At 62.9% G+C, this 21,075-nt stretch carries 18 protein-coding genes and 1 pseudogene; 15 read left to right on the top strand and 4 right to left on the bottom strand.

Annotated features, from left to right (window positions below):
• The first annotated feature begins 166 nt into the window (after positions 1-166).
• From hpaE to QNJ43_RS23625, 5 genes and pseudogenes are all read left to right on the top strand, one after another.
• Positions 167-1,634: pseudogene (hpaE, locus tag QNJ43_RS23645) on the top strand (5-carboxymethyl-2-hydroxymuconate semialdehyde dehydrogenase).
• A gap of 256 nt (positions 1,635-1,890) precedes the next feature.
• Positions 1,891-2,769, top strand: coding sequence for a fumarylacetoacetate hydrolase family protein (locus tag QNJ43_RS23640; protein ID WP_300473791.1), 879 nt, complete (start codon positions 1,891-1,893; stop codon positions 2,767-2,769).
• Positions 2,763-3,563, top strand: a complete 801-nt coding sequence (gene hpaH, locus QNJ43_RS23635) for a 2-oxo-hept-4-ene-1,7-dioate hydratase (RefSeq protein WP_300473789.1) — start codon at positions 2,763-2,765, stop codon at positions 3,561-3,563. The genes QNJ43_RS23640 and hpaH overlap by 7 nt, the downstream gene beginning before the upstream one ends.
• 217 nt (positions 3,564-3,780) lie before the next feature.
• The gene (locus QNJ43_RS23630; RefSeq protein ID WP_300473787.1) at positions 3,781-4,155 is read left to right on the top strand and encodes a RidA family protein; all 375 of its coding nucleotides are present in this window, start codon (positions 3,781-3,783) and stop codon (positions 4,153-4,155) included.
• 3 nt (positions 4,156-4,158) lie between these two features.
• A complete protein-coding gene (locus QNJ43_RS23625; RefSeq protein ID WP_300473784.1) occupies positions 4,159-5,343 on the top strand; it encodes a PLP-dependent cysteine synthase family protein in 1,185 nt (394 codons plus the stop codon).
• Positions 5,344-5,352: 9 nt separating this feature from the next.
• On the opposite strand, the gene QNJ43_RS23620 is transcribed toward QNJ43_RS23625, so the two are convergent.
• Entirely contained in the window at positions 5,353-5,814 is a 462-nt protein-coding gene (locus tag QNJ43_RS23620) for an Lrp/AsnC family transcriptional regulator (protein ID WP_300473782.1), read from the bottom strand.
• A 357-nt stretch (positions 5,815-6,171) separates the two neighbouring features.
• On the opposite strand from QNJ43_RS23620, the gene QNJ43_RS23615 reads away from it, so the two are divergent.
• From QNJ43_RS23615 to QNJ43_RS23600, 4 genes are all read left to right on the top strand, one after another.
• Positions 6,172-6,990: an FkbM family methyltransferase gene (locus tag QNJ43_RS23615; protein WP_300473779.1), complete on the top strand. Its 819-nt coding sequence runs from the start codon at positions 6,172-6,174 to the stop codon at positions 6,988-6,990.
• A gap of 171 nt (positions 6,991-7,161) precedes the next feature.
• Positions 7,162-8,463: a cytochrome P450 gene (locus QNJ43_RS23610; RefSeq protein WP_300473776.1), complete on the top strand. Its 1,302-nt coding sequence runs from the start codon at positions 7,162-7,164 to the stop codon at positions 8,461-8,463.
• A 90-nt stretch (positions 8,464-8,553) separates the two neighbouring features.
• Positions 8,554-9,756, top strand: a complete 1,203-nt coding sequence (locus QNJ43_RS23605) for a cytochrome P450 (RefSeq protein WP_300473773.1) — start codon at positions 8,554-8,556, stop codon at positions 9,754-9,756.
• Entirely contained in the window at positions 9,756-10,991 is a 1,236-nt protein-coding gene (locus tag QNJ43_RS23600) for a cytochrome P450 (protein ID WP_300473770.1), read from the top strand. Before QNJ43_RS23605 ends, QNJ43_RS23600 begins: the two co-directional genes overlap by 1 nt.
• A 269-nt stretch (positions 10,992-11,260) precedes the next feature.
• Here QNJ43_RS23600 and QNJ43_RS23595 read toward each other — a convergent pair whose 3' ends face one another.
• Positions 11,261-12,229 (bottom strand): acyltransferase domain-containing protein, encoded by a 969-nt coding sequence (locus QNJ43_RS23595; RefSeq protein WP_300473768.1) that lies wholly within the window; start codon positions 12,227-12,229, stop codon positions 11,261-11,263.
• Here QNJ43_RS23595 and QNJ43_RS23590 point away from each other — a divergent pair.
• On the top strand, positions 12,228-13,037 hold the full coding sequence (locus QNJ43_RS23590) for a 4'-phosphopantetheinyl transferase superfamily protein (protein WP_300473765.1): 810 nt from the start codon (positions 12,228-12,230) through the stop codon (positions 13,035-13,037). The two genes, QNJ43_RS23595 and QNJ43_RS23590, sit on opposite strands and share 2 nt — an antisense overlap.
• Positions 13,038-13,232: 195 nt before the next feature.
• Here QNJ43_RS23590 and QNJ43_RS23585 read toward each other — a convergent pair whose 3' ends face one another.
• Positions 13,233-14,054, bottom strand: a complete 822-nt coding sequence (locus QNJ43_RS23585) for a metallophosphoesterase (RefSeq protein WP_300473763.1) — start codon at positions 14,052-14,054, stop codon at positions 13,233-13,235.
• Between the two features lie 206 nt (positions 14,055-14,260).
• Between QNJ43_RS23585 and QNJ43_RS23580 the strand changes: the two genes are divergently transcribed.
• The 5 genes from QNJ43_RS23580 to QNJ43_RS23560 are packed head-to-tail and all read left to right on the top strand — an operon-like array spanning position 14,261 to position 19,092.
• Complete coding sequence (locus QNJ43_RS23580) at positions 14,261-15,550, top strand: cytochrome P450 (protein WP_300473761.1); 1,290 nt, start codon at positions 14,261-14,263, stop codon at positions 15,548-15,550.
• A complete protein-coding gene (locus tag QNJ43_RS23575) occupies positions 15,547-16,803 on the top strand; it encodes a hydroxymethylglutaryl-CoA synthase (protein WP_300473759.1) in 1,257 nt (418 codons plus the stop codon). Before QNJ43_RS23580 ends, QNJ43_RS23575 begins: the two co-directional genes overlap by 4 nt.
• A 39-nt stretch (positions 16,804-16,842) precedes the next feature.
• A complete protein-coding gene (locus QNJ43_RS23570; RefSeq protein ID WP_300473757.1) occupies positions 16,843-17,088 on the top strand; it encodes a phosphopantetheine-binding protein in 246 nt (81 codons plus the stop codon).
• Between the two features lie 4 nt (positions 17,089-17,092).
• Positions 17,093-18,325, top strand: a complete 1,233-nt coding sequence (locus tag QNJ43_RS23565) for a beta-ketoacyl synthase N-terminal-like domain-containing protein (protein WP_300473755.1) — start codon at positions 17,093-17,095, stop codon at positions 18,323-18,325.
• Positions 18,322-19,092 carry an enoyl-CoA hydratase/isomerase gene (locus QNJ43_RS23560; RefSeq protein ID WP_300473752.1) on the top strand — a complete coding sequence of 257 codons (771 nt, stop codon included), beginning with the start codon at positions 18,322-18,324 and terminating at the stop codon, positions 19,090-19,092. The genes QNJ43_RS23565 and QNJ43_RS23560 overlap by 4 nt, the downstream gene beginning before the upstream one ends.
• Here the strand turns inward: QNJ43_RS23560 and asnB are convergent.
• The gene (asnB, locus tag QNJ43_RS23555; RefSeq protein ID WP_300473749.1) at positions 19,056-21,056 is read right to left on the bottom strand and encodes an asparagine synthase (glutamine-hydrolyzing); all 2,001 of its coding nucleotides are present in this window, start codon (positions 21,054-21,056) and stop codon (positions 19,056-19,058) included. The genes QNJ43_RS23560 and asnB overlap by 37 nt on opposite strands.
• Positions 21,057-21,075: the final 19 nt, after the last annotated feature.

Genomic DNA, 21,075 nt, shown 5'->3' with positions numbered 1-21,075 from the left:
CTTATCTGCCCAAGTTATTAACAAAGAAAATAATAGCAGCGGGGAGCCGGGCCTCCCGATGCCACCAGATTGCGATTGGTGGAACATCGGGATCTCGGGCTAGGTCCCTCACCTAACGTTATCATAGCTCTTAGCGGCACCATTGCATCTTTAGGGAGGAGAGGCGATGAGCGATCTGGCAGACCATCCGGCCCGACTGCAGGATTACCTCGCCCGGTTCCGTCAAAACGGCATTGCGAACCTGATCGCGGGCGAGGACGTGGCGGGGGAGGCGAGTTTCGAGACCCGATCCCCCCGTCGATGACAGTTTGATTTGTACGGTGGCGGAAGGCGGGCTTGAGGAGATCGACGCGGTCGCCCGTGCTGCAACCGCGGCCTTTGCCGACTGGTCGCGTGTGAGTGGGGCGGAACGCAAGAAGATCCTCCACCGCATCGCCGACCTGATCGTGGCCCGTGCCGAGGAGATCGCGCTGTGCGAATGCTGGGACACGGGCCAGGCATATCGCTTCATGTCGAAGGCCGCACTCCGGGGCGCGGAGAATTTCCGTTATTACGCCGATCTCGCCCCCGGTGCGCGCGACGGCTAGTCCCTGCCGAGCCTGAACCATCTCAATGTCACCGGCCGCGTGCCCATCGGGCCTGTCGGCGTGATCACGCCGTGGAACACGCCCTTCATGCTGTCCACCTGGAATATCGCGCCCGCACTCGCCGCCGGCTGCACCGTGGTTCACAAGCCCGCCGAATTCAGCCCAGTCATCGCCCGCATTCTGGCCGAGATCGCCCACGAGGCGGGCCTGCCCGACGGGGTCTGGAACCTCGTCAACGGCTTCGGCGAGACGGCGGGCCGTGCGCTCACCGAACACGCCGATATCAAGGCGATCGCCTTTGTGGGCGAAAGCCGCACCGGCTCCGCCATCATGCGGCAGGGGGCCGACACGCTGAAGCGCTGCCATTTCGAGCTCGGCGGCAAGAACCCGGTCGTGGTTTTTGAGGATGCGGACATCGACCGCGCGCTCGATGCGGCGATCTTCATGATCTACTCGCTGAACGGCGAGCGCTGCACGTTGTCCTCCCGCCTTCTGGTGCAGGACACCATTGCCGATGACTTCGAGGCCCGGCTGATCGAGCGCGTCAACCGCATCCGCATCGGCAATCCACTCGATCCGGAAACGGAATTGGGGCCGCTCATTCATCGCAGCCACTTCGACAAGGTGACCTCCTATTTCGATATCGCACGCAAGGACGGAGCGCGGATCGCGGCAGGCGGCGAGGCTGTGTCGGGTGAGGGCTGGTACGTGCGCCCGACGCTGTTCACCGGGGCGGATCCCTCCATGCGCACCGCGCGCGAGGAGATTTTCGGCCCCGTCCTGACCGCGATCCGCTTTTCAACCGAGGAAGAGGCGTTGTCGATTGACAACGACGTGACGCGGGCGCTGCGGTTTTCCGACCAATTGCAGGTGGGCATGATCTGGGTGAATTCGGAAAACGTCCGCCATCTGCCGACCCCTTTTGGCGGCATGAAGGCCAGCGGCATCGGCCGCGACGGCGGGCAATGGTCGTTCGATTTCTACATGGAACAGAAGAACGTCGCCTTCGCCACCAGACAGCACAAGATCACGAAGCTGGGGGCGTGAGAGGGAGGCGTGCGATCTCTCTGCGGTTGCTTGAATTGTCATCCCCGCGAAGGTGGGGATCCAGTAACCACCGGATCGGGTTGTCAGGCCAGACCGCGCCGCCTCTGGAATGCTGGATTCCCGCCTTCGCGGGAATGACATCGAATATGACGCGAATGCTCCGAACCTATCGATACGCGCCGCGGCGCGTGCTCGGTTCGGAATGAGGTAGTGAAAAACATCACTGGCCAAGTCCGGACCGAGGGAGGAACGCCTGATGACCGACGACATTCCCCGCATCACGGCCTTCCGTGCCGCCGGTGAGGGTCGCTATGGCCTCGTCACCGACGAGGGCCTTGTCGATCTGATGCCCGAATTCGGCTCTCGCTTCCTCGGCCTGAAACAGGTGATCGAGGCAGGCGCACTGGAAGAGGTGATCGCCGCCGCAAAGGGACGGGCACCGACATGGCCTCTGGAGGAGGTCGAGTTCCTTATTCCGCTCGCCGATCCGCAAAAGATCATCTGTGTCGGCGTCAACTATCCCGACCGTAACGCCGAGTACAGGGACGGGCAGGCGGCCCCCGCCAATCCCTCGCTTTTCGTCCGGTTTCCGGGTTCGTTCGTCGGGCACGGGCAGAACCTCGTCCGCCCGCCGGAATCCGAACAGCTCGATTACGAGGGAGAGATCGCGGTCGTCATCGGCAAGGCCGGGCGGCGGATTGCGCGCGAAGCCGCCTACGAGCACATCGCGGCGCTGACCCTTTGCAATGGGGGTACCATCCGCGACTGGGTGCGGCATGCGAAATTCAACGTCACGCAGGGCAAGAACTGGGAGCGGTCCGGCGCGATGGGGCCATGGCTGGTGCCGTTTCGCGACGCATCCCAGTTCGACGATGTGGAGCTGATCACCCGCGTCAACGGCGAGGTTCCACAGCAGGATCGGACCTCGCGCATGATCCACGGCTTCCGCGAGATCCTTGCCTATGTCTCAATCTTCACGCCGCTTCTGCCCGGCGACATCATCGTCTGCGGCACCCCGACGGGGGCAGGAGCCTGCTTCGACTCGCCCGTCTGGCTGAAGCCGGGCGACGTGATCGAGGTGGAGGCGACGGGCCTCGGCATCCTGCAAAACGGCGTGGAGGACGAACAATGCTGAGCGAGGCGCAGATTTCGGACATCGCCGAAGCGCTGCTGAGTGCGGAGGCCGAGCGTCGCCAGATCCCACTTCTGTCCGCCGCTTATCCCGACATGACGCTGGATGACGCCTATGCCATCCAGGCCGCGCAGATTGAGCGCAAGCTTGCGCAAGGCCGCCGGATTCTCGGCTGGAAGATCGGGCTCACCTCGCGCGCCATGCAGACTGCACTCGGCATCGAGACGCCGGATTCCGGCATCCTCTACGACGACATGGAATTCGCGACCGGCACAATCGTTCCTGCGGGCCGGTTCATCGCCCCGCGCATCGAGGCGGAAATTGCCTTCGTTATGAAGGTGCCGCTCGACGGGGAGGTGACGCGCGAAACGGTGCTGGCGGCGACCGACTACGTTCTGCCCGCGCTTGAAATCCTCGACACGCGTGTCGAGCGGCAGGATGCGGCGAGCGGCCGGACCCACACCATTCTCGATACGGTCGCCGATAACGCCGCCAATGCGGGGATCGTGCTGGGGACGGCACGCCATGCCCCCGATGCCTTCGATCTGCGCTGGGTCGGCGCCATTGTCGCGCGCGACGGCGTGGTGGAGGAAACGGGTCTCGGCGCGAGCGTGCTCAACGATCCTGTGACCGGTATCGTCTGGCTCGCCCGACGCATGGCGACCTACGGCCCGCGTATCGAGGCGGGTCAGGTGATCCTGTCCGGCTCCTTCATTCGGCCGCTGGAATACCCGTCGGGAACCGAGATCGAAGCCGATTACGGTCCTTTCGGCCGCGTCGATTGCCGGTTCGTCTGAACGCTGCGCCCTGTCCGCGTCGCTCATTTGTCGCGCCATGGGGCTCGGACGTGTGTAAAATAATTCGAATTGTGCCGTAAGACGTTCATATGAACCAAACTGAAGCATTTGATCGGGTCAATTGAAGAAATTTTTGCGAAGCGGTGGGGATATATTGTCGTCAGCCGGACCCGTTCCGGAGCCGACAACAATTGCCGTAAAACGGAAAATCCCATCCATGCTTCCAGTTGAAACCTCCGACGCCCCCGCCGCCGTCGGGCCTTATGCCCAGGCGATCCGTACTGGCGACCTGTTGTTCGTCTCCGGGCAGCTGCCGATCGATCCGGCGACCGGGGAATTTGCTCCCGGCGGCGCCGTGGAGCAGGCCCGACAGAGCCTGAAGAACCTCGCAGCCATCGCGGAGGCCGCGGGCTCCGATCTTTCCAAATGCGTCAAGACGACGGTGCTGCTGACCGATCTCGGCAGCTTCGGCGCTATCAACGAGGAATACGCGAAGTTCTTCACCGCGCCGTTCCCCGCGCGCGCCTGCTACGAGGTCTCCGCGCTGCCCAAGGGCGCGCTGGTGGAGATCGAAGCGGTGTTCGAGGTCTGAATCATGGCACACGGTCTTGCTCCTCTGGCAGAAGGCGAGGCGGCCAGCGCCATGTTCCGCCCGCTCGCATCCCCCGATATTCTGCCGCCGCTTCCCGACCTTGGCGGTTGCGACTGGGTGCGCCATGCGATCGCGCTCGTGGAAGGCGAGACGCAACGCACCGCCGACACCCACCTGATCAAGATGATCTTTCCGGGTCTGGCGGGCATTTCGGTCTACTTCAAGAACGAAAGCACTCACCCAACCGGCAGCCTGAAGCATCGCCTTGCGCGTTCGCTGGTCCTCTACGGCCTGTACAACGGGCTGATCCGCGAGAACACGACGCTGGTCGAGGCCTCTTCCGGCTCCACCGTCGTTTCCGAGGCCTATTTCGCCCGGCTCCTGAACCTGCCCTTCATCGCGGTGATGACGTCGTCCACCTCGCGCCAGAAGGTCGAGGCGATCGAAGGCTTTGGCGGCAAGTGTCATTTCGTCGAAGGCGCCTGCGAGGTCTATGGTGCGGCCCGGCGGATCGCGGCAGAGACCAACGGTCACTATCTCGACCAGTTCACCTTCGCCGAGCGCACAACGGACTGGCGCCACGGCAACGCCGCCGAAAGCATCTTTGCCCAGATGCAGTGCGAGCCGGAGCCTGTGCCGGAATGGGTGGTCATGAGTGTGGGCACGGGCGGCACCTCGGCCACGATCGGCCGTCACATCCGCTACTGCAATTACACGACCCGCCTCTGCGTGGCGGACGTGGAGAATTCCGTCTTCTTCGATGCCTACAAGTTCGGCGACCGCACCATCGTGGGCACCGGCAACTCGCGCATCGAGGGGATCGGCCGTCCGCGCGTCGAGCCGTCCTTTGTGTCGGAGGTCATCGATCACATGGTGAGCCTGCCCGATGTCGCCTCCATCGCGGCCATGACCGTGCTCTCGAAGCGACTGTTCCTGGTCGGCGGGTCGACGGGCACGAACTTCATGGCGCTGTGTTGGATCGCGGCGCAGATGAAGGAGGCAGGCCGGGAAGGGCCGCTCGTCACGCTGATCTGCGACAGCGGCGCACGCTACGTTGATACCTATCACGACGCGGCCTGGCTGAAGGTGAATGGCTTCGAGATCGCCCCTTATGTCGATGCGCTGGAAACCTTCCTCGATACCGGCAAGTTCGCCGCCCCGCTCGGCGGGCCGGGCTTCCGGTCCTGATCTCGAGGTTCAAACATGAGGGGGGCGGTCGTCGAAGATCGCCTCCATCGTGAAGTAGGAGGTCACGGCCTCCAGCTCCATCTTCTCGATGATCTGCTGGTAGACCCGATCGTAACTGCGCATGTCGCAGGTCGCGGTCTTCAGGAGATAGTCGTAATCGCCGTTGATGCGGTAGAAGCCGACGATTTCCGGGATCGCCTCGATATGGGTGCGGAAGGACTTCAGCCATTCCGAGGAATGGCTGCGGGTGCGCACCATGACGAAGACCAGAAGTTCCCGGCCGATGGCGTCTGGCCGGACGCGCGCGCCGTAGCCCTCGATGATCTTCTCCGCTTCCAGCGCCTTCAGCCGCCGCCAGAGCGCGTTTTGCGACAGGCCGACCGCATCCGCCAGTTCGCGTTGGGAGCGCGCGGAATCCTTTTGCAGTTCTGCAAGGATCCGGCGGTCTATTTGGTCGATCTTGTAAACCATGTTCCGATCATATGATCCGCTTTTAGGTATTTGAAGCCAGAAATGATCTAATTGCACGGCTATTTCCCGATCTGCTCATGCATCCGTTGCCACTGCGCCCGGTCGTATCCGATGCGCTTTCAGTTCCAATGTCCAAGTCCTTGAAAGAACAGGCCGGAATGGCGGGGACAAGTCCGACGTCCACCGCTATCTGCCGAAGGGGGATGGCAGAGAGAGGCGTTTTCTGGGAATAATAGTCTGGAATTGGAGACCCGTTCAGATAGCGCTTTAGCTTTGCCGCCGGACGTCTGTGCCACCGAATTGCCGGTGGAGGGAAAGGGAACGCCGGATCGGTTTCAGGGAGAGGGACATACGGCCATGAGTGGTGCGACGACAATGCTTCCCGACGGGCGGCAGATCCATTGCGTAAACGCCTACGAGGTCGGTTTCGGCTGGCACGAGATCGTGTCCGACGATCTCACCCAGCACGGGCTCGATCTGCCCGAGGACGGAGTCTATTTCGATGTCGGCGCCAATATCGGCCTGTTTTGCCTGAGGTTGCGCGATCTCTGCCCGGATGCGCGGATCTATGCCTTCGAGCCGATGCCCGCCGCCTTCGAGGCGTTGAGCAACAACACCCAGGACATGGGCGGCACGGTGGAAGCCTGCCGTTTGGCCATGGGCTCCGCCCCCGGACAGGCGGAGTTCGACCATTACCCGGCCTTGTCCGCGCTTTCGACCGGCGATACGGCGGTCGGCAAGAGCCTCGCCGATGGCCTGCGCAGTCTTCTCTCCGGCCAAGGCGCCAGCGAGGATATCCGTGCGATCATCGATAGCACCGGCGCCCATGACCGGCTCGACGACGAGGCCTTCATCGATCAGCTGTTTCAGAGCGAAACCGTGACCGTCGATGTCGATACGCTCGACAATGTAGCTGCCCGCTTCGGTATCGAGGCGATCGATCTCCTGAAAATCGATACCGAGGGTCAGGAGCGCCCGGTGCTGGACGGCATCGGCGAAGATCTCTGGCCGAAGATCCGACAGCTTCTGGTCGAGGTTCACCGCGGCGAAGAGGAACTGAGGACCATCCGCGCTGAGCTTGAGGCACGCGGCTACGAGACCGTGATCGGAGATCATCCGATGGCGCAAGGCGGGGCGCTGGTCTTCCACATCTACGCGCATCGCCGCGTGAGCTGACGCGCGAAAACCCGTGGATCACGTTACGGCGGATATATGCCGATATTGCACATCTCGTAACGTATGGGCACTATTGGGCTCTGCACGTGTTGGTATTGCTTAGTGCACCCCCCCCCTGCAACGTTTGTTGCGGCTTGTGTTGTTTAATTCATTCTGGCCCGGAGCCAATGTATGTCTGACGCCCAGATGGGAAATGCCGATACCCGTGAGTTTGCAGCACCGGCGGGAGCGCCGGCCTCCGTTCCACCGTCTTTCGATATCGACTGGTGGACGACGCTGTCCGATCCCGAGTTCCTGAAGAACCCCTACCCGGAGTTGAAACGGATCCGCGAGCTTGCGCCCGTGCACTTAGATCCCGTCTCCGGGGTCTATTTCGTCCTGGGGCACAAGGAATTCGGTCAGATGGCCAAGACGCACGCCATGGGCCGCGATACAACCTATTGGGCGAGCGGCTGGAGCAGCGCGGAAAACCAGGCGAACGACCCGGAAACCTACGAGCTTTTCATCGATTTCCAGCCGCAGATGATCAACGCCAATCTGCCGGATCATCGCCGCATGCGCGGGGTCTTCGACCGCGCCTTCCGTCCGCGCGACATGATGCGCTATCTGCCGATGATCGAGGACGAGTGCCGCAAGCTGCTCGATACCCTGCCGGTCGGAACTCCGTTCGAATACATGGCTGCCTTCGGCAATCCGCTGCCGAACCGGATTTCGCTGAAACTCTTCGAGATCCCGGAGGAGATGAGAGCGAAGATCGGCAAATGGATCGCCGACCTGAGCTGGCTTGGCAACATTGTCATGACGCCCGAGCAGAAGCGCAACGCCAAGCAGTCGAACCAGGAATTCAAGCAGTTCGTCCGCGAGCATCTCGGCAATCTGCGTGCCAATCCCGGCGACGGCATGATCAGTCTGGCGCTGGCGGCGGAAGAAGACGGCACGATGGATGAGGAAGAGACCCTCAACAACGTCGTGATGCTCATCGCGGGCAGCAAGACCTCGCTCACGCTTCTCGGCAATGGCCTGTTGAGCCTGCTGAAGCATCCCGACCAGTTCGAGCGTCTGCGCGCCGATCGTAGCCTGATGCCACGGGCGATCGAGGAGATGCTGCGCTTCGAGCCCGGCAGCTCCATCATCCCGCGCGCGGGCGTCGAGGACTATCAGTGCGGCGACGTTCTGATCCCGGCCGGCGCCCTTGCCATTGGTCTCGTCGGCTCGATCAACCGCGATCCGGCCCGCTTCGATGATCCCGACACTTTCGACATTACCCGCAAGCCGAACCATCATTCGGCATTCGGCGGCGGGGTTCATATCTGCATCGGCAAGGCGCTGGCCCGCATGACCACGGAAGTGGCCTTCAACGCGCTCATGGACCGGTTCGGCAAGATCGAACTGGCGGGTGAGGCCGAATGGTGGACGGATCGCTCCGATCAGCGCGGCCTGTGGTCGTTGCCGTTGAAGCTGACGGAGGCTTGAGAGGGCGACACCGTCCTCGGCAAAGGCACGTTGATCTTTCAGCGATTTTCTCAGCGAGAAACCCGTCCCTGATGTGAGGAGATTTTCGCCATGTCTGACGATAGCCTGGCACGGGCGGGGCTTGTGGAGACGGAAGTCGATTGGTGGACGGTGCTCACCGATCCCGACTATCTCGAAAGTCCCTATGCAGACCTGAAGAGGCTTCGGGAACTGGGCCCGGTTCATTGCGATTCCGCCACCGGCGGCTTCTTCGTTCTCGGTTACGAGGCCTTCCGTTCCATGGCGACCTTGCGCGACATGGGCCGCGACACGCGCTTGTGGTCGAACGGCTGGAATCGCGACGAGGTCCGGCAGAACGATCCGCTGACCTACGAGCTTTTCCGCGAATTCCAGCCGCAGGTGACCAATGCGAATTCGCCCGATCACCGGCGCATGCGCGGGGTCTGTGAAAAGGCCTGTCGCGCCGCTGATCTCACGCCGCATCTGCCGATGATCGTGGCCGAATGCCGTCGCCTGCTGGATGGCGTGCCTGTAGGCTCCACATTCGATTTCATGGAGACGGTCGCCATTCCGCCGGAAATGGAGGATCAGGTCGCCCGCTGGATCGTCGATCTGGGCTTCATCGGCAACATCATGATGTCGCCGGAGCAGAAGCAGAATGCCCAGACGGCGCTGCGCGAATTCAAGGATTACCTGCGCGAGCGGTTTGCCTTCGGCATCGACGTCTCCGGCGGGGGCTTTGTCGGCATGACGCTTCAGGCGCTTGCCGACGGCACGATGGACGAGGAGGAGAACCTCAGCAATCTGGTGACGCTCATTGCGGGCGGCACGGCGACAGCCACATTCCTCGGCAACGGCTTGCTGGCGTTGCTGCGCCATCCCGATCAGTTCGAGGAGCTGCGCGCCGATCGCGCGCTTCTGCCCTCCGCGATCGAGGAAATGCTGCGGTTTGAGCCCGGGTGCAGCAGCATCATCCGCGTTGCGATCAACGACTTCCAGTGCGGCGATACCCGCATTCCGAAGGGTGCGCTCGCCATCGACCTGATGGGGGCGACCAACCGGGACCCGGATGTCTTCGACATCGTGCGCCGTCCCAACGCGCACCACGTTTTCGACACCGGCGCTCATGTCTGCCTCGGCAAGACGCTGGTGCGCATGACGGCGGAGGCACTTTTCACCGAGTTGATGGACCGGTTCAAGCGGATCGAACTGGCCGGAGATCCTGTCTGGTGGGCGCATCGCTCCGACCAGCACGGGCTCCACACTCTTCCGATCAAAGTTGGGACCGCGTGATGAGCGAGCTTGCAGCCCCGGCGATCGACTGGTGGACGATGCTCACCGATCCCGACTATCTGGCGAACCCGCATCCCGACCTGAAGCGCATCCGCGAGATGGGGCCGGTCCACCTAGACGAGCCCTCGGGCATCTATTTCGTGCTCGGCCACGAGGCATTCAGCGCAATGGTCCGAGCCCCGCAGATGGGCCGGGACACGCGGCTCTGGACGAATGGCTGGAGCCGCCCGGAAAGCAAGGCGCGCGATCCCCTGAGTTTCGAGCTTTTCAGCGAATTCCAGCGTCAGATGGTGAATTCCGATCCGCCCGATCACCGTCGCATGCGCGATGTCTACGAAAAGGCGTTCCGCCCCGCCGAAATCCCGCCGCTGCGCCCGATGATCGAGGCCGAAGCCCGAAGGCTTGCCGATAGCCTTCCCGAAGGCGAGCCGTTCGATTTCATGACCGCCTTCGCCAATCATCTGCCTCTTCGCGTCGTGCGCAATCTCTTCCAGATCTCGCCCGACATGGATCCTGAACTTGCCCGCTGGAACGCCGCGCTGGTCAAGATCGGCGATATCATGATGTCGCGCGAGCAGAAGCTGGAGGCGCTGGAGGCGTTGCGCGCTTATAAATCCTTCCTGCGCGGTCATCTGGAGACGCAACGCGGCAACGCCGACAATAAGCTGATGATGCTGGCGCTCGAGGCGCTCGATTATGGCACGATGGACGAGGACGAGACCCTCAATAACCTGAAGGGGCTGATCTCCGGCAACGAGACCACGGTCAACGTGCTCGGCAACGGCCTGCTGACGTTGATCCGCAATCCCGGCCAGTTGCAGTGCTTGCGCGACAACCCGGATCTCATGCGCACCGCGATCGAGGAGATCATGCGCCATGAGCCCGCCATCAACTTCATCCTGCGCGTGGCGATCGAGGATTTCGAATATGGCGGCATGATCATTCCGGCGGGCTCTCTGGTGCTGGCGCTGATCTGCGCGATCAACCGTGATCCGGCGCGGTTCGAGAACGCGGAAAGCTTCGATATTGCTCGCCGCCCGAACGCCCAGATCATCTTCGGTGGCGGCCCCCATGTCTGCATCGGCGCGTCGCTCGCCCGGCTGGAGGTGGAGGTGGCGCTGTCAGTGTTGCTGGAGCGGTTCTCACGCATCGAGCTTGCGGGCGATCCGGTCTGGTGGACGGACCGCACCAATCAGCGTGGTCTGGAGAGCCTACCGGTCATGTTCGGGCGGTGAGGGGGAGGGCTCGGTTCTCGCCGACCTCCGTACGTCCGGCTTGTTTCAGGCGCGTTTTGCCCCGGATTGTCATCCCCGCGAAAGAGGGGATCCAGCACCCCGTGAGGCTGGAAGCTCTCCTCTGTAAGCGAAATCGTGTGGTTACTGGTTCCCCACCTTCGCGGGGGTGACAGATGTGCCGGGGGCTTGCTCGAAGGGGCAGACGCAATTCCCGTCGCCGATGGACGCTGTTTTGCCACTGAATGTCCCGATTGAACTCCCGTGTATTCTCATCCCACCAGCTGCAAAACCGCATCGAGCCGCTTCAGATCTCCGCCGGAGGGCGACATCACCGCGCGCACTGTCGAGGACGACGTGCCCCTCAAGGTCTGCCGCAGGACGGAGACGAAGGTCCCCGTCGGACTGAGGTCGATATAATTCGCCCCGCCGTCCTTCTCTATCTCGGCGAAGGTGGCGCGCAACTGCATCCGGTCGCGCACGATCCGCCACAGAAGGTCTCCGTCCGCCCCTTTGAGCGGGCTCCCCAGGCAGCACGACCAGACCGGCCAGAACGGTGTCTCGAAGCTGAGCGGCTCGACTGCCTCGAGATAGCTTTCCCGCGCAGGCTCGATCCAGTGCGAATGAAAGGCGAAGGGCACCGGCATGCGCTGGAACGGGATATCGAGACGGCGGAGTTCGGCGCTCACCCGCTCGGTGTCGCCCGCCTGACAGGCCAGCACGCAATGGTTCTCGGCGTTCTCCCCCGCAACGATGGTCGCCTCGCTCATAAGCGGCGAGTTCTCGCGAATATCCGCCGGGGCGAGAGCCGCGATCAGAGCGCCTTCCGGCGAGGTCCTGCGGAAGATTTCGGGTTGGCGCGCGATCTCTTTCAGCGCGGTTTCGAACGGGATCATGCCCGCAATGCTCATGGCGACGAATTCGCCGAGGCTGACACCGACCAGCAGATCCGGCTTGAGCCCGCGCGCCTGCAACATCTTGGCCGCTGCAAACTGCGTCATGAACAGCGCTGGGTGGGACTGCTCCAGATGGTTGAAGGGATCGCTGCGCCGCCGCTCGGGCGCATAAATGGCCTCCAGCGGAGAAAAGCCTTGCGCATTGCACACGATCCGGTCACCGATCTCCATCCACTGGCGGAAGACGGCGTCGGCGTTCATCAGATCCGCCGCCATGTGGTAATACTGTGATCCCTGCCCGGCGAAACAGAAGGCCGTCGGCAGGGACTGGGAATGGGAATGCATGCAGAAGACCTTGGAGGGCAATCCGATCAGTGAAGGGTTCTTGTCGCACGGACCCGCCGCCCCCGGCAAGGCGATCATCGACCGCGACCACGCCGCGGTCTGGTGGCTGACGCTGGACGAGATCCGCGATGCCGACTGGTTGAAACTGGCATCTCTGCTGATCGAGGAGGAACGCGCGCGCTCCGAGCGTTTTCATTTCGATCGCGACCGTCTCGTCTATATCGCGGCCCATGCCATGTGTCGGGGATTGCTGAGCTATTGCCTCGGAGCCGCGGTGCAAAGCTGGCGGTTCACGGTGGAGTATCACGGCAAGCCGGAACTGGTCTCACCGCCGAACATGCCTCGGCTGCGGGTGAACATTTCCCACACGCGCGGGCTTGCCGCGGTGGCGCTGACCGTAGAGCACGATATCGGCGTCGATGTGGAATGGCTGCAACGCGATGCGGATACGGACGGGCTTGCCGCACGCATGTTCGCGGAAACCGAGCGCCAGCGCGTGGCCGCTGCCAACGGGAGCGAAAAGCTCGATATCTTCCTGAAATTCTGGACCCTCAAGGAGGCTTATGTGAAGGCCATCGGCAAGGGGCTCTCCCAACCGCTCGACGCCTTCGCCTTCGATCCGGAAGCGCTGGAAATCGCGTTTCGCGACGCCCATGCGGATGACCCGGCCAACTGGCATTTCGAGCGATATCGCCCGGGGCCGGACTATCTGATGGCTCTCGCCGTGCGCCATCCCGACAAACAGCGCCTCGCCGTCGACACCCGGCCCGCGCCGCTGTCCTATCTGCTGGGGTTGGCGGATGGGTGAGACGTCCGCCTGTTTCGATTACGTGGCCCATCCTTCGAGATGGCCGCTTCGCGATCTCCTCAGGATGACGTTATCGTGTTGTTAGCACTGAAGAAACGTACAACACCCACAACGTCATCCTGAGGAGGGCCGAAGGCCCGTCTCGAAGGATGGGCCACGTGAAGAACCGCAGCCGCCCTCTTCAACCCCCGCCTACTATCCCAGAATATCCCGCAAGTAAGGCTCGATCCCGAGGTTCTGGTCCCATTGCTGGGGATAGCCGAGCGACACTTCCTCGAAGCGCGTCCCGTCGCGCCAGTCGGTACGGCGCGTGTGCAGGTGGCCGGAAATCACCACGCTTGCGTTGAACCGCGTGTGCCAGTCCTCCGTCCTGCGCGTGCCGCACCAAGGGGTAAATCGCGGGGCGCGCGGGATGCGGATCAGGTCGCTGCGCATGGGGAAGTGATTGATCAGGATGGTCGGCGTTCCGTCCGGGATCTCGGCAAGCCGTCGTTCCGTCTCCTCCAGACGCCGCGCGCACCACACATCCCGGCTTTCCCACGGCGTCGGATTGAGAAACATCTCATCGGCGCAGACCGCACCTTCTTCCTTCGCCCAGGCGACCACCGTTTTGCGGTCGATGTGGTCGGGGCGGAAGCTGTAATCGTAGAGCAGAAACATCGGCACCACGGCGTGCGGCCCGCCGGGTCCCGTCCAGATCTCGTATGGATCTTCGGGCGTCAGCACCCCGAAGCCCTGTGCGGTTTCCACCAGCGCGCGATAGCGCTTCTCGCCCCTGAGCGGCGTTGCTCCTCGTTCTTCCGGGATGGCCCACAGGTCGTGATTGCCCGGCACCCAGAAGACCTTTGCGAATCGCTGCGTCAGGATTTCGAAAGCGAGCCGCACGTGCTCGAATTTCTCCCCGATATCGCCGGCGACGATCAGCCAGTCGGAGTTGAATGCGGGCAATTCGACGAGCGCCTCGCGATTGGCAGAACTGGCCAGATGGAGGTCGCTGATGGCTCTGATCTTCATCATCTGCGAAAATGATCCCTTGGGGCAAGGCCGCTAACTAGCACGAAATGACACCGCAATCGCAAGATGCTGCAAGGGGACAGACCTGCTCTTTTCCGGCAAAACGGTGGGGATGGTCCCTCGTTCCTTGACGCTGGGCCTCACATGGAAAACACTCCAACGGATTACTGCGAAGCGTTCACCCCGACCCATTCCTGTTTTCTTTCGGAATGGCGGAAGATTGCCCAACCGAGGGGACCGAGCCGATAACCGACATTCAAGCCAAGGACGGCAGCGGGATCGACTGGTGGTCGATCCTCTCCGATCGCGATTTTCTCAAAAACCCTTATCCCGAATTGCATCGTCTGCAAGAATTGGGGCCGGTGCATTTCGATTCAAGCAACGGGATCTATTTCATTCTCGGCCACAAGGCCTTTGCCCGCGTATCCAAGTCGTCCGCCATGGGCCGCGATACGCGCAATTGGGCGGGGGGCTGGAATTCCGACGACTACCGCCAGTATGACCCGGTCGGCTTCAAGCTCTTCAGCGAATTCCAGCCGCAGATGATCAACAGCGACGGTGAGGAACACCGCCGCATGCGCAAGGTCTACGAGCCCGCCTTCCGTGCGCAGGCGATGTCGCGAATGGTGCCGCTGATCGAAGAGCAGGCCACCCGGCTTCTGGCCGCCATGCCCGATAACGGCGAGGTCGATTTCATCGATGCCTTCGCAGCCCCCCTGCCGCTGCGCGTGCTGTGCGAGCTGTTCGATGTCCCCGAAAGCTTGGATGAGACGATCAGCCGCTGGAGCGCCTCGCTGATCCGTATCGGCGATATCCTGATGACGCCGGAACAGAAGCTGGAGGCGCAGGAAGCGCTAGCCGAATTCAAAGATTTCCTGCGCGGACAGCTGAAAGAGCGCGAGGGCCGCAGCCAGGACAACCTGATGGGGCTCGCGATCCAGGCGCACAAGGACGGCACGCTCGATGAGGAAGAAACGCTGACGAACCTTGTGTCGATGCTCGTCGCCGGGCATGAGACCACGGTGACATTGATCGGCAACGGCATGCTGCTCCTGTTGCGCCATCGGCAAGAACTGGCGCGGCTGAGGGGGGACGGTAGTCTGATGCGTACCGCGATCGAGGAGTTTCTGCGCATGGAGCCGGGGGGCAACATGATCTTGCGGGTCGCACGGGAGGATTTCGAGGTCGAGGGCACGATGATCCCGAAGGGCGCGCCCGTCATCGGCCTGATCGGAGCCATCAACCGCGACCCGGCCCGTTTCGAGCGGCCAGATGAGCTGGATGTCGGACGGCCCGCCAATGCACAATTCACCTTTGGCGGCGGGGCACATTTCTGCATCGGCGCGCCGCTCGCCCGGCTGGAAGCGCAGATCGCCTTTTCCTCCGTTCTGGAGAAATACGCCCATATCGAGCTTGCCGGGGAACCGGAATGGCGGCTCGATCGGATGAACGCGCGCGGTCTCGGGCATCTGCCGCTGCGGTTGAGGAAAGCCGCATGAGCCCTTCGCTCGGCATCGAGGCCATGAGTGTCTTTGGCGGCATGGCCTATCTCGACGTCCGCGAATTGTGCGATCACCGCGGCCTCGACATGCCGCGTTTCGAGAACCTGTTGATGCAGGAAAAGACCGTCGCCCTGCCTTACGAGGATCCGGTCACCTTCGCGGTCAACGCCGCAAAGCCCATCGTCGATGCCTTGAGCGCGGAGGAACGCGGCCGGATCGAGATGGTGATTACCTGCACCGAATCCGGCATCGACTTCGGCAAGTCGATGAGCACCTACCTGCATAAATACCTGGATCTGTCGTCGAACTGCCGTCTCTTCGAGATCAAGCAGGCCTGCTATTCCGGCACGGCGGGGCTGCAGATGGCCGTGAATTTCATCGCATCCGGCACGTCTCCCGGCGCAAAGGCGCTGGTGGTCACGACCGACATTTCCCGTTTCGCGCTGGCCGATGCCAACGCGGTGCAGGAATGGGCCTATTCGGAGCCGAGTTCCGGCGCGGGCGCGGTGGCCATGCTGATCTCCGATGAGCCGCACGTCTTCCGGCTCGATCCGGGCGCCTACGGCAACCACGCCTTCGAGGTGATGGATACCTGCCGCCCAGGCCCCGATACGGAAGCGGGCGATGCGGACCTGTCGCTGATGGCCTATCTCGATTGCTGCGCCGGGGCTTATGACGACTATGCCCGCCGTGTGGAGGGGGCCGATTTCCGGCAGACCTTCTCGCAGCTTTGCTTTCACACGCCCTTCGGCGGCATGGTCAAGGGCGCGCATCGCCATCTGATGCGCAAGCTCTACAAGGCTCCGCCCGCGGAAATCGCAGCCGATTTCGAGGCCCGTCTGGGACCGAGCCTTGCTTACGGAAAGCGCGTCGGCAACACGGCGGGCGGCTCTGTCTTCGTGGCGTTGGCGGGAACCATCGACAGCGTCGATCTTGGCGAGCCGCAACGCGTCGGTCTCTTCTCCTACGGTTCGGGCTGCTGTTCTGAGTTCTTCTCCGGCGTCATCTTGCCGGAAGGCCAGGAACGGCTTCAGGCGGTGGAGATCTCGAAAGCGCTCGATCAACGCTATCGGCTTTCCATCGCCGAATACGAGGCGCTGCTTTCCGGCGAGGCGGTCGTGCGGTTCGGCACGAAGGACGCCGAACTCGACCATCAGATCATTCCCGGCGCCTGGCCCGCGTCGGGGGCAGGGGATCGCCTTGTTCTGGATGGCGTGGCGGGTTACCACCGAAATTACAGTTGGATCTGATCCGCACGACACCGGGGCCCGTTTCAGGGGAAATCGACGTTGGACAGCAGCAAGATCGTTGAGATGATCATCGCAGAGATCCGCGAAACCGTGCCGGAACTGGCAGACGAGCCGATCACGGGCGCGGATTCCATGGCGGAACTCGGCGTCGACTCCATCGAGCGCAGCGAAGTCATCCTGGCGACGATGGGAAAGCTCGGCGTGAAGATCCCGATGGTGCAGTTGCACGGGCCGAAGAACATCGGCGAACTGGCCGATCTCATCCTCGACAAAAGCGCGGGATGATGCCGTGGCAATCGCGGTCACCGGCATAGGCGTTGCCTGCGGGCTCGGATACGGCAAGACCGCTTTCCGCAAAGGACTGCTCGATGCGCCGAACCTCTTCTCTGTCCTGAAACGGGAAGGGCGGGAGGCGGCCGACGGCGAGATACCCTTCATCGGCGTGGAACTGCTCGATCTGCCCGAAACCCTGCCGCCGCGCCTGGCCCGCACCGCTTCGTTCCCGGCCCGCGTCGCACTCACCGTTCTGGAAGAGGCATGGAGCGACGCGGGGCTCGACGGTATCGACCCGGACCGCATCGGTCTCGTTGTCGGCGGCACCAACCTGATGGCGCGCGAACAGGCGCTGGCGGCCCGCTCTTACGCGGATCGTCTCGCCTACGTGCCGCCGCGCCACGGGCACATGTTCCTCGATACCGATATCGGCGGGCTCTGCGCCTCCCGCTTTCCGATCCGGGGCTTTTGCCAGACAGTGGGGGCCGCATCCGCCAGCGGTTCGGTTGCGATCATCGAGGCAATGAGTGCCATTCGGTCGGGCCGCGTCGATGTTTGCATCGCGCTCGGCGCCTTGCAGGATCTCTCCGCTCACGATCTCCACGCCATGCGCTCGTTGGGGGCGATGGGATCGGCGCGCTTTTCCGAGGAGCCGGGCCGGGCCTGTCGGCCGATGGATGCTGATCACGACGGTTTCATCTATGGCGAAGCCTCCGCCGCGCTGGTTCTCACCCGCAGCGAGTGGGCGGGCGCGGGCAAGATCTACGGCACCCTTCTCGGCGCGGGGCACGTTGCCGACGGGACGCGCGGGCCCGAACCGAATTCCGCCGGTCAGGTCCGGGCGGCCGAACTGGCCTTGCGCGAGGCGGGGCTCGCTGCCGCCGATATCGATTACGTCAACGGCCACGCCACGAGTACGTCCGCAGGCGATATCGCCGAACTGGAGACCTGGCGTGCGCTCGATCTTGCCCATGCGCGGATCAACGCGACCAAGTCCATCTTCGGCCACGGCCTCAGCGCTGCCGGGGCGATCGAGACGACTGCCGTTCTGATTCAGATGCAGGCAGGCCACCTTCACCCCACCCGCAATCTGGACAATCCGCTCGATGCGGGGCTCAACTGGGTCGGGCCCGGAGCGGGGGCCGTCCTCCACGACATTCGCCACGCGCTGAAATTCTCCTTCGGCTTCGGCGGCATCGATACGGCGCTGGTGATTGCCGCTCCGGACATTGAGAGGCGGGCCGAATGACCTACGAGACCCCCAAGGTAACGATCCGCGACGGCCTCTGCCGCGTCGCGCTTGATCGCCCGGATGTCGGAAATGCGATCAACGCGCGGATGATCGAGGAACTGTCGGGCGTTCTGGATCTCTGTGCGGACGGGGTGGGCGAGGACGGCAAGCCGGTCACCATCGTCGTGATCGAGGGCGGCGAGGAGGTCTTCTGCGCGGGCGGAGATTTCGAGGCGGTCGCGGAAAACGGCTCGGCCGGGGATCCTGCCCCGCTCTACGATCTCTGGCTGAAACTGGCCGAAGGCCCGTTCGTCTCGATCAGCCTCGTCAGGGGGCGCGTCAATGCGGGCGGCGTCGGCTTTGTTGCGGCGTCTGACATCGTGATCGCGGAAAAGACGGCGACGTTCGCGCTTTCCGAACTGCTCTTCGGGCTCTATCCGGCCTGCGTGCTGCCGTTCCTGATCCGGCGCACGGGCCGCCAGCGCGCGCATTACATGGCCTTGATGACGAAGCCCGTCACCGCCGCCGATGCCCGGGCCTCAGGCCTCGTCGATACGGTGGCGGAGAACGGGGAGGCTGCGCTTCGCCAGCACGTGTCGCGGCTCAGGCATCTGAAGAAAGAGGCCGTTTCCCGCTACAAGTCCTACATGGCGGGCAACCCCGGCGATCCCGGTCGCGACCGGGATCGTGCGCTTGAGGCCAATCGGGCGATCTTCTCCGACCCGCAGGTGCTGGCCGGTATTCGCCGCTATGTGAGCGATCTTGCGTTTCCCTGGGAGGAATAGGTCTCAACCTGCTGCTTCAGGTTGATGACCTTTTCAAGCGGCGGCAGCTTCGGGGCGCGCAGTCCCTCGCGCCGCACAAACGTGCGGTTCAGCAGGCAAATCGACAAGAGATACAGGAAGGTCTGGTTTTCCTTCGTGCTGATCTCGCTGGCCGGTCGGTTGAGAACCTTGTTTGCCAGCCGCTGTGCGAACTTGGCGTTCACGAACGGAATGGCCGCAAGCTCCGTGTCGCTGAGGATCAGATCGAGATAGTCGGGCCGCTCGGCCGCAAAGGCGGCGGCATCGGGCGCGCGATAGGGGAACTTGCGCTTGTCGATAATCCTGTCCGGCAATTGTGAGCGGAACGCCTCGCGCAACAGCCGCTTTTCGGTGAAGCCGTCATCGAACTTCAGATTGACCGAGGTCGCCAGTGCGAAAACGTCCGGATCGAGGAACGGGCAGCGGTTTTCCACCCCGTGCGCAAGGCTCATGCGCTCGCCTTGCGTGGAAAGCAGATAGCCCGGCAGCAGCGTCTTGTATTCAAGCCACTGCGCCTTCTCAACCGGCGATAGATCCGCATATCCTTCCTGTTCGGATACCACCAGACGGCTGATCGCCGCAAACGGTTCGCCCGGGTCTTTCATAAGTCGGGCAGAAAACCGGCCGTTCTGGAACCTCAGCTCATGGGAAAAGAGCCCCGGCATCGTCTCCTTGGAAAATTGGTGATAGAGCCCCGTGACGGCGGCGATATCCTCCGGCCCGTAATGGGCAAGGTGCGGATAGAACTTCTGAAGCCGCGACCGGCGCACATCATCGGGAAGCCGGTCCCAGGCATCGCGCAGCAGGGTCTCCTTGAAGAGGTCGTAGCCGAGGAAGGCCTCATCCGCCCCTTCGCCCGAAAGAATGACCTTGATCCCTTCGGCCTGCGTGCGTTTCGAGAGGATGTACATCGGCACGAAGGCGCTTCGAAATGCCGGCACTTCCGCGTGATAGATCGCATCGGGCGTCTGATGGGCGATGTCGGCGTGGGTGATGCGCTGGGCGTGGTGCCGGGTGCCGAGATAGTCCGAGACGAGCCACTGGTCTTCGGACTCGTCGAATTCCGCATCCTCGAATTCGACGGAAAACGTGGAAAGCGGCTTGGAGGCGAAGTCCTTGGCAAGGCCCGCCACGATCGCGGAATCGACCCCACCGCTCAAATAGACGCCCACCTCCACGTCGCTTCGAAGGCGCAGTTCCACGCTACGCATCAGCCGCACGCGGATCAGGTCCAGAGCATCCGCCTCGCTCGCCACCTCCGGTCCTTCACCGAAGCGCAGCTCCGCATAGGTCCGGGTGGTCAGCACGCCGTTTCGAAAGCTCAGCCACTGGCCCATCGGTAGGTTTTCGATGCCGCGAAAGCCGGCCTGGTCCGGCAGGGGCGTCCATTGCCCGAGGATCGAGGAGAGCTGATCGGTGTCCTGTTCGAATTCGAACCCCGGAACCGCGAGAAACGCCTTCATTTCCGAGGCAAACAGCAGGGTGTCGCCGCGCCTTGCATAGAACATCGGCCGTTTGCCGAACCGGTCGCGCGCCAGAAAGACGTCGCCCGTCTCGCTGTCGTAAAGTGCAAAGGCAAAGCCACCGTTGAAGCGGGTGAGGCAGTCCGGCCCCCAGGTGATCCAGGCGTTGAGAACGACTTCCGTATCGCACTGGGTGGAAAACCGGCAACCCAGTCCCTTCAGCTCGGCCTTCAGCTCGCGGTAATTGTAGATCTCGCCGTTGTAACACAGCCAGTAACGCCCGCTCGGATCGCCGAAAGGCTGGGCGCCTGCGCCGGGGTCGAGGATCGCCAGCCGCACGGTTCCCATGGCGAAGCCGTCATCGACCACGTAGCCCGCGCCGTCCGGCCCGCGATGGCCAATGAAGGCCAGCATGTGCTTGATCCTGGAGCCGAGGGCCTCGGCCGGGAGGGCAGGATCGAAAATCCCCGCGATACCGCACATGGAGCTTCTACCTGTTTGT

It is taken from the genome of Breoghania sp. (assembly GCF_030066895.1).
GTDB lineage: Bacteria > Pseudomonadota > Alphaproteobacteria > Rhizobiales > Stappiaceae > Breoghania.
The sequence above is the reverse complement of the archived record's forward strand: the minus strand, read 5'-3'. Positions and strand labels throughout refer to the sequence as shown.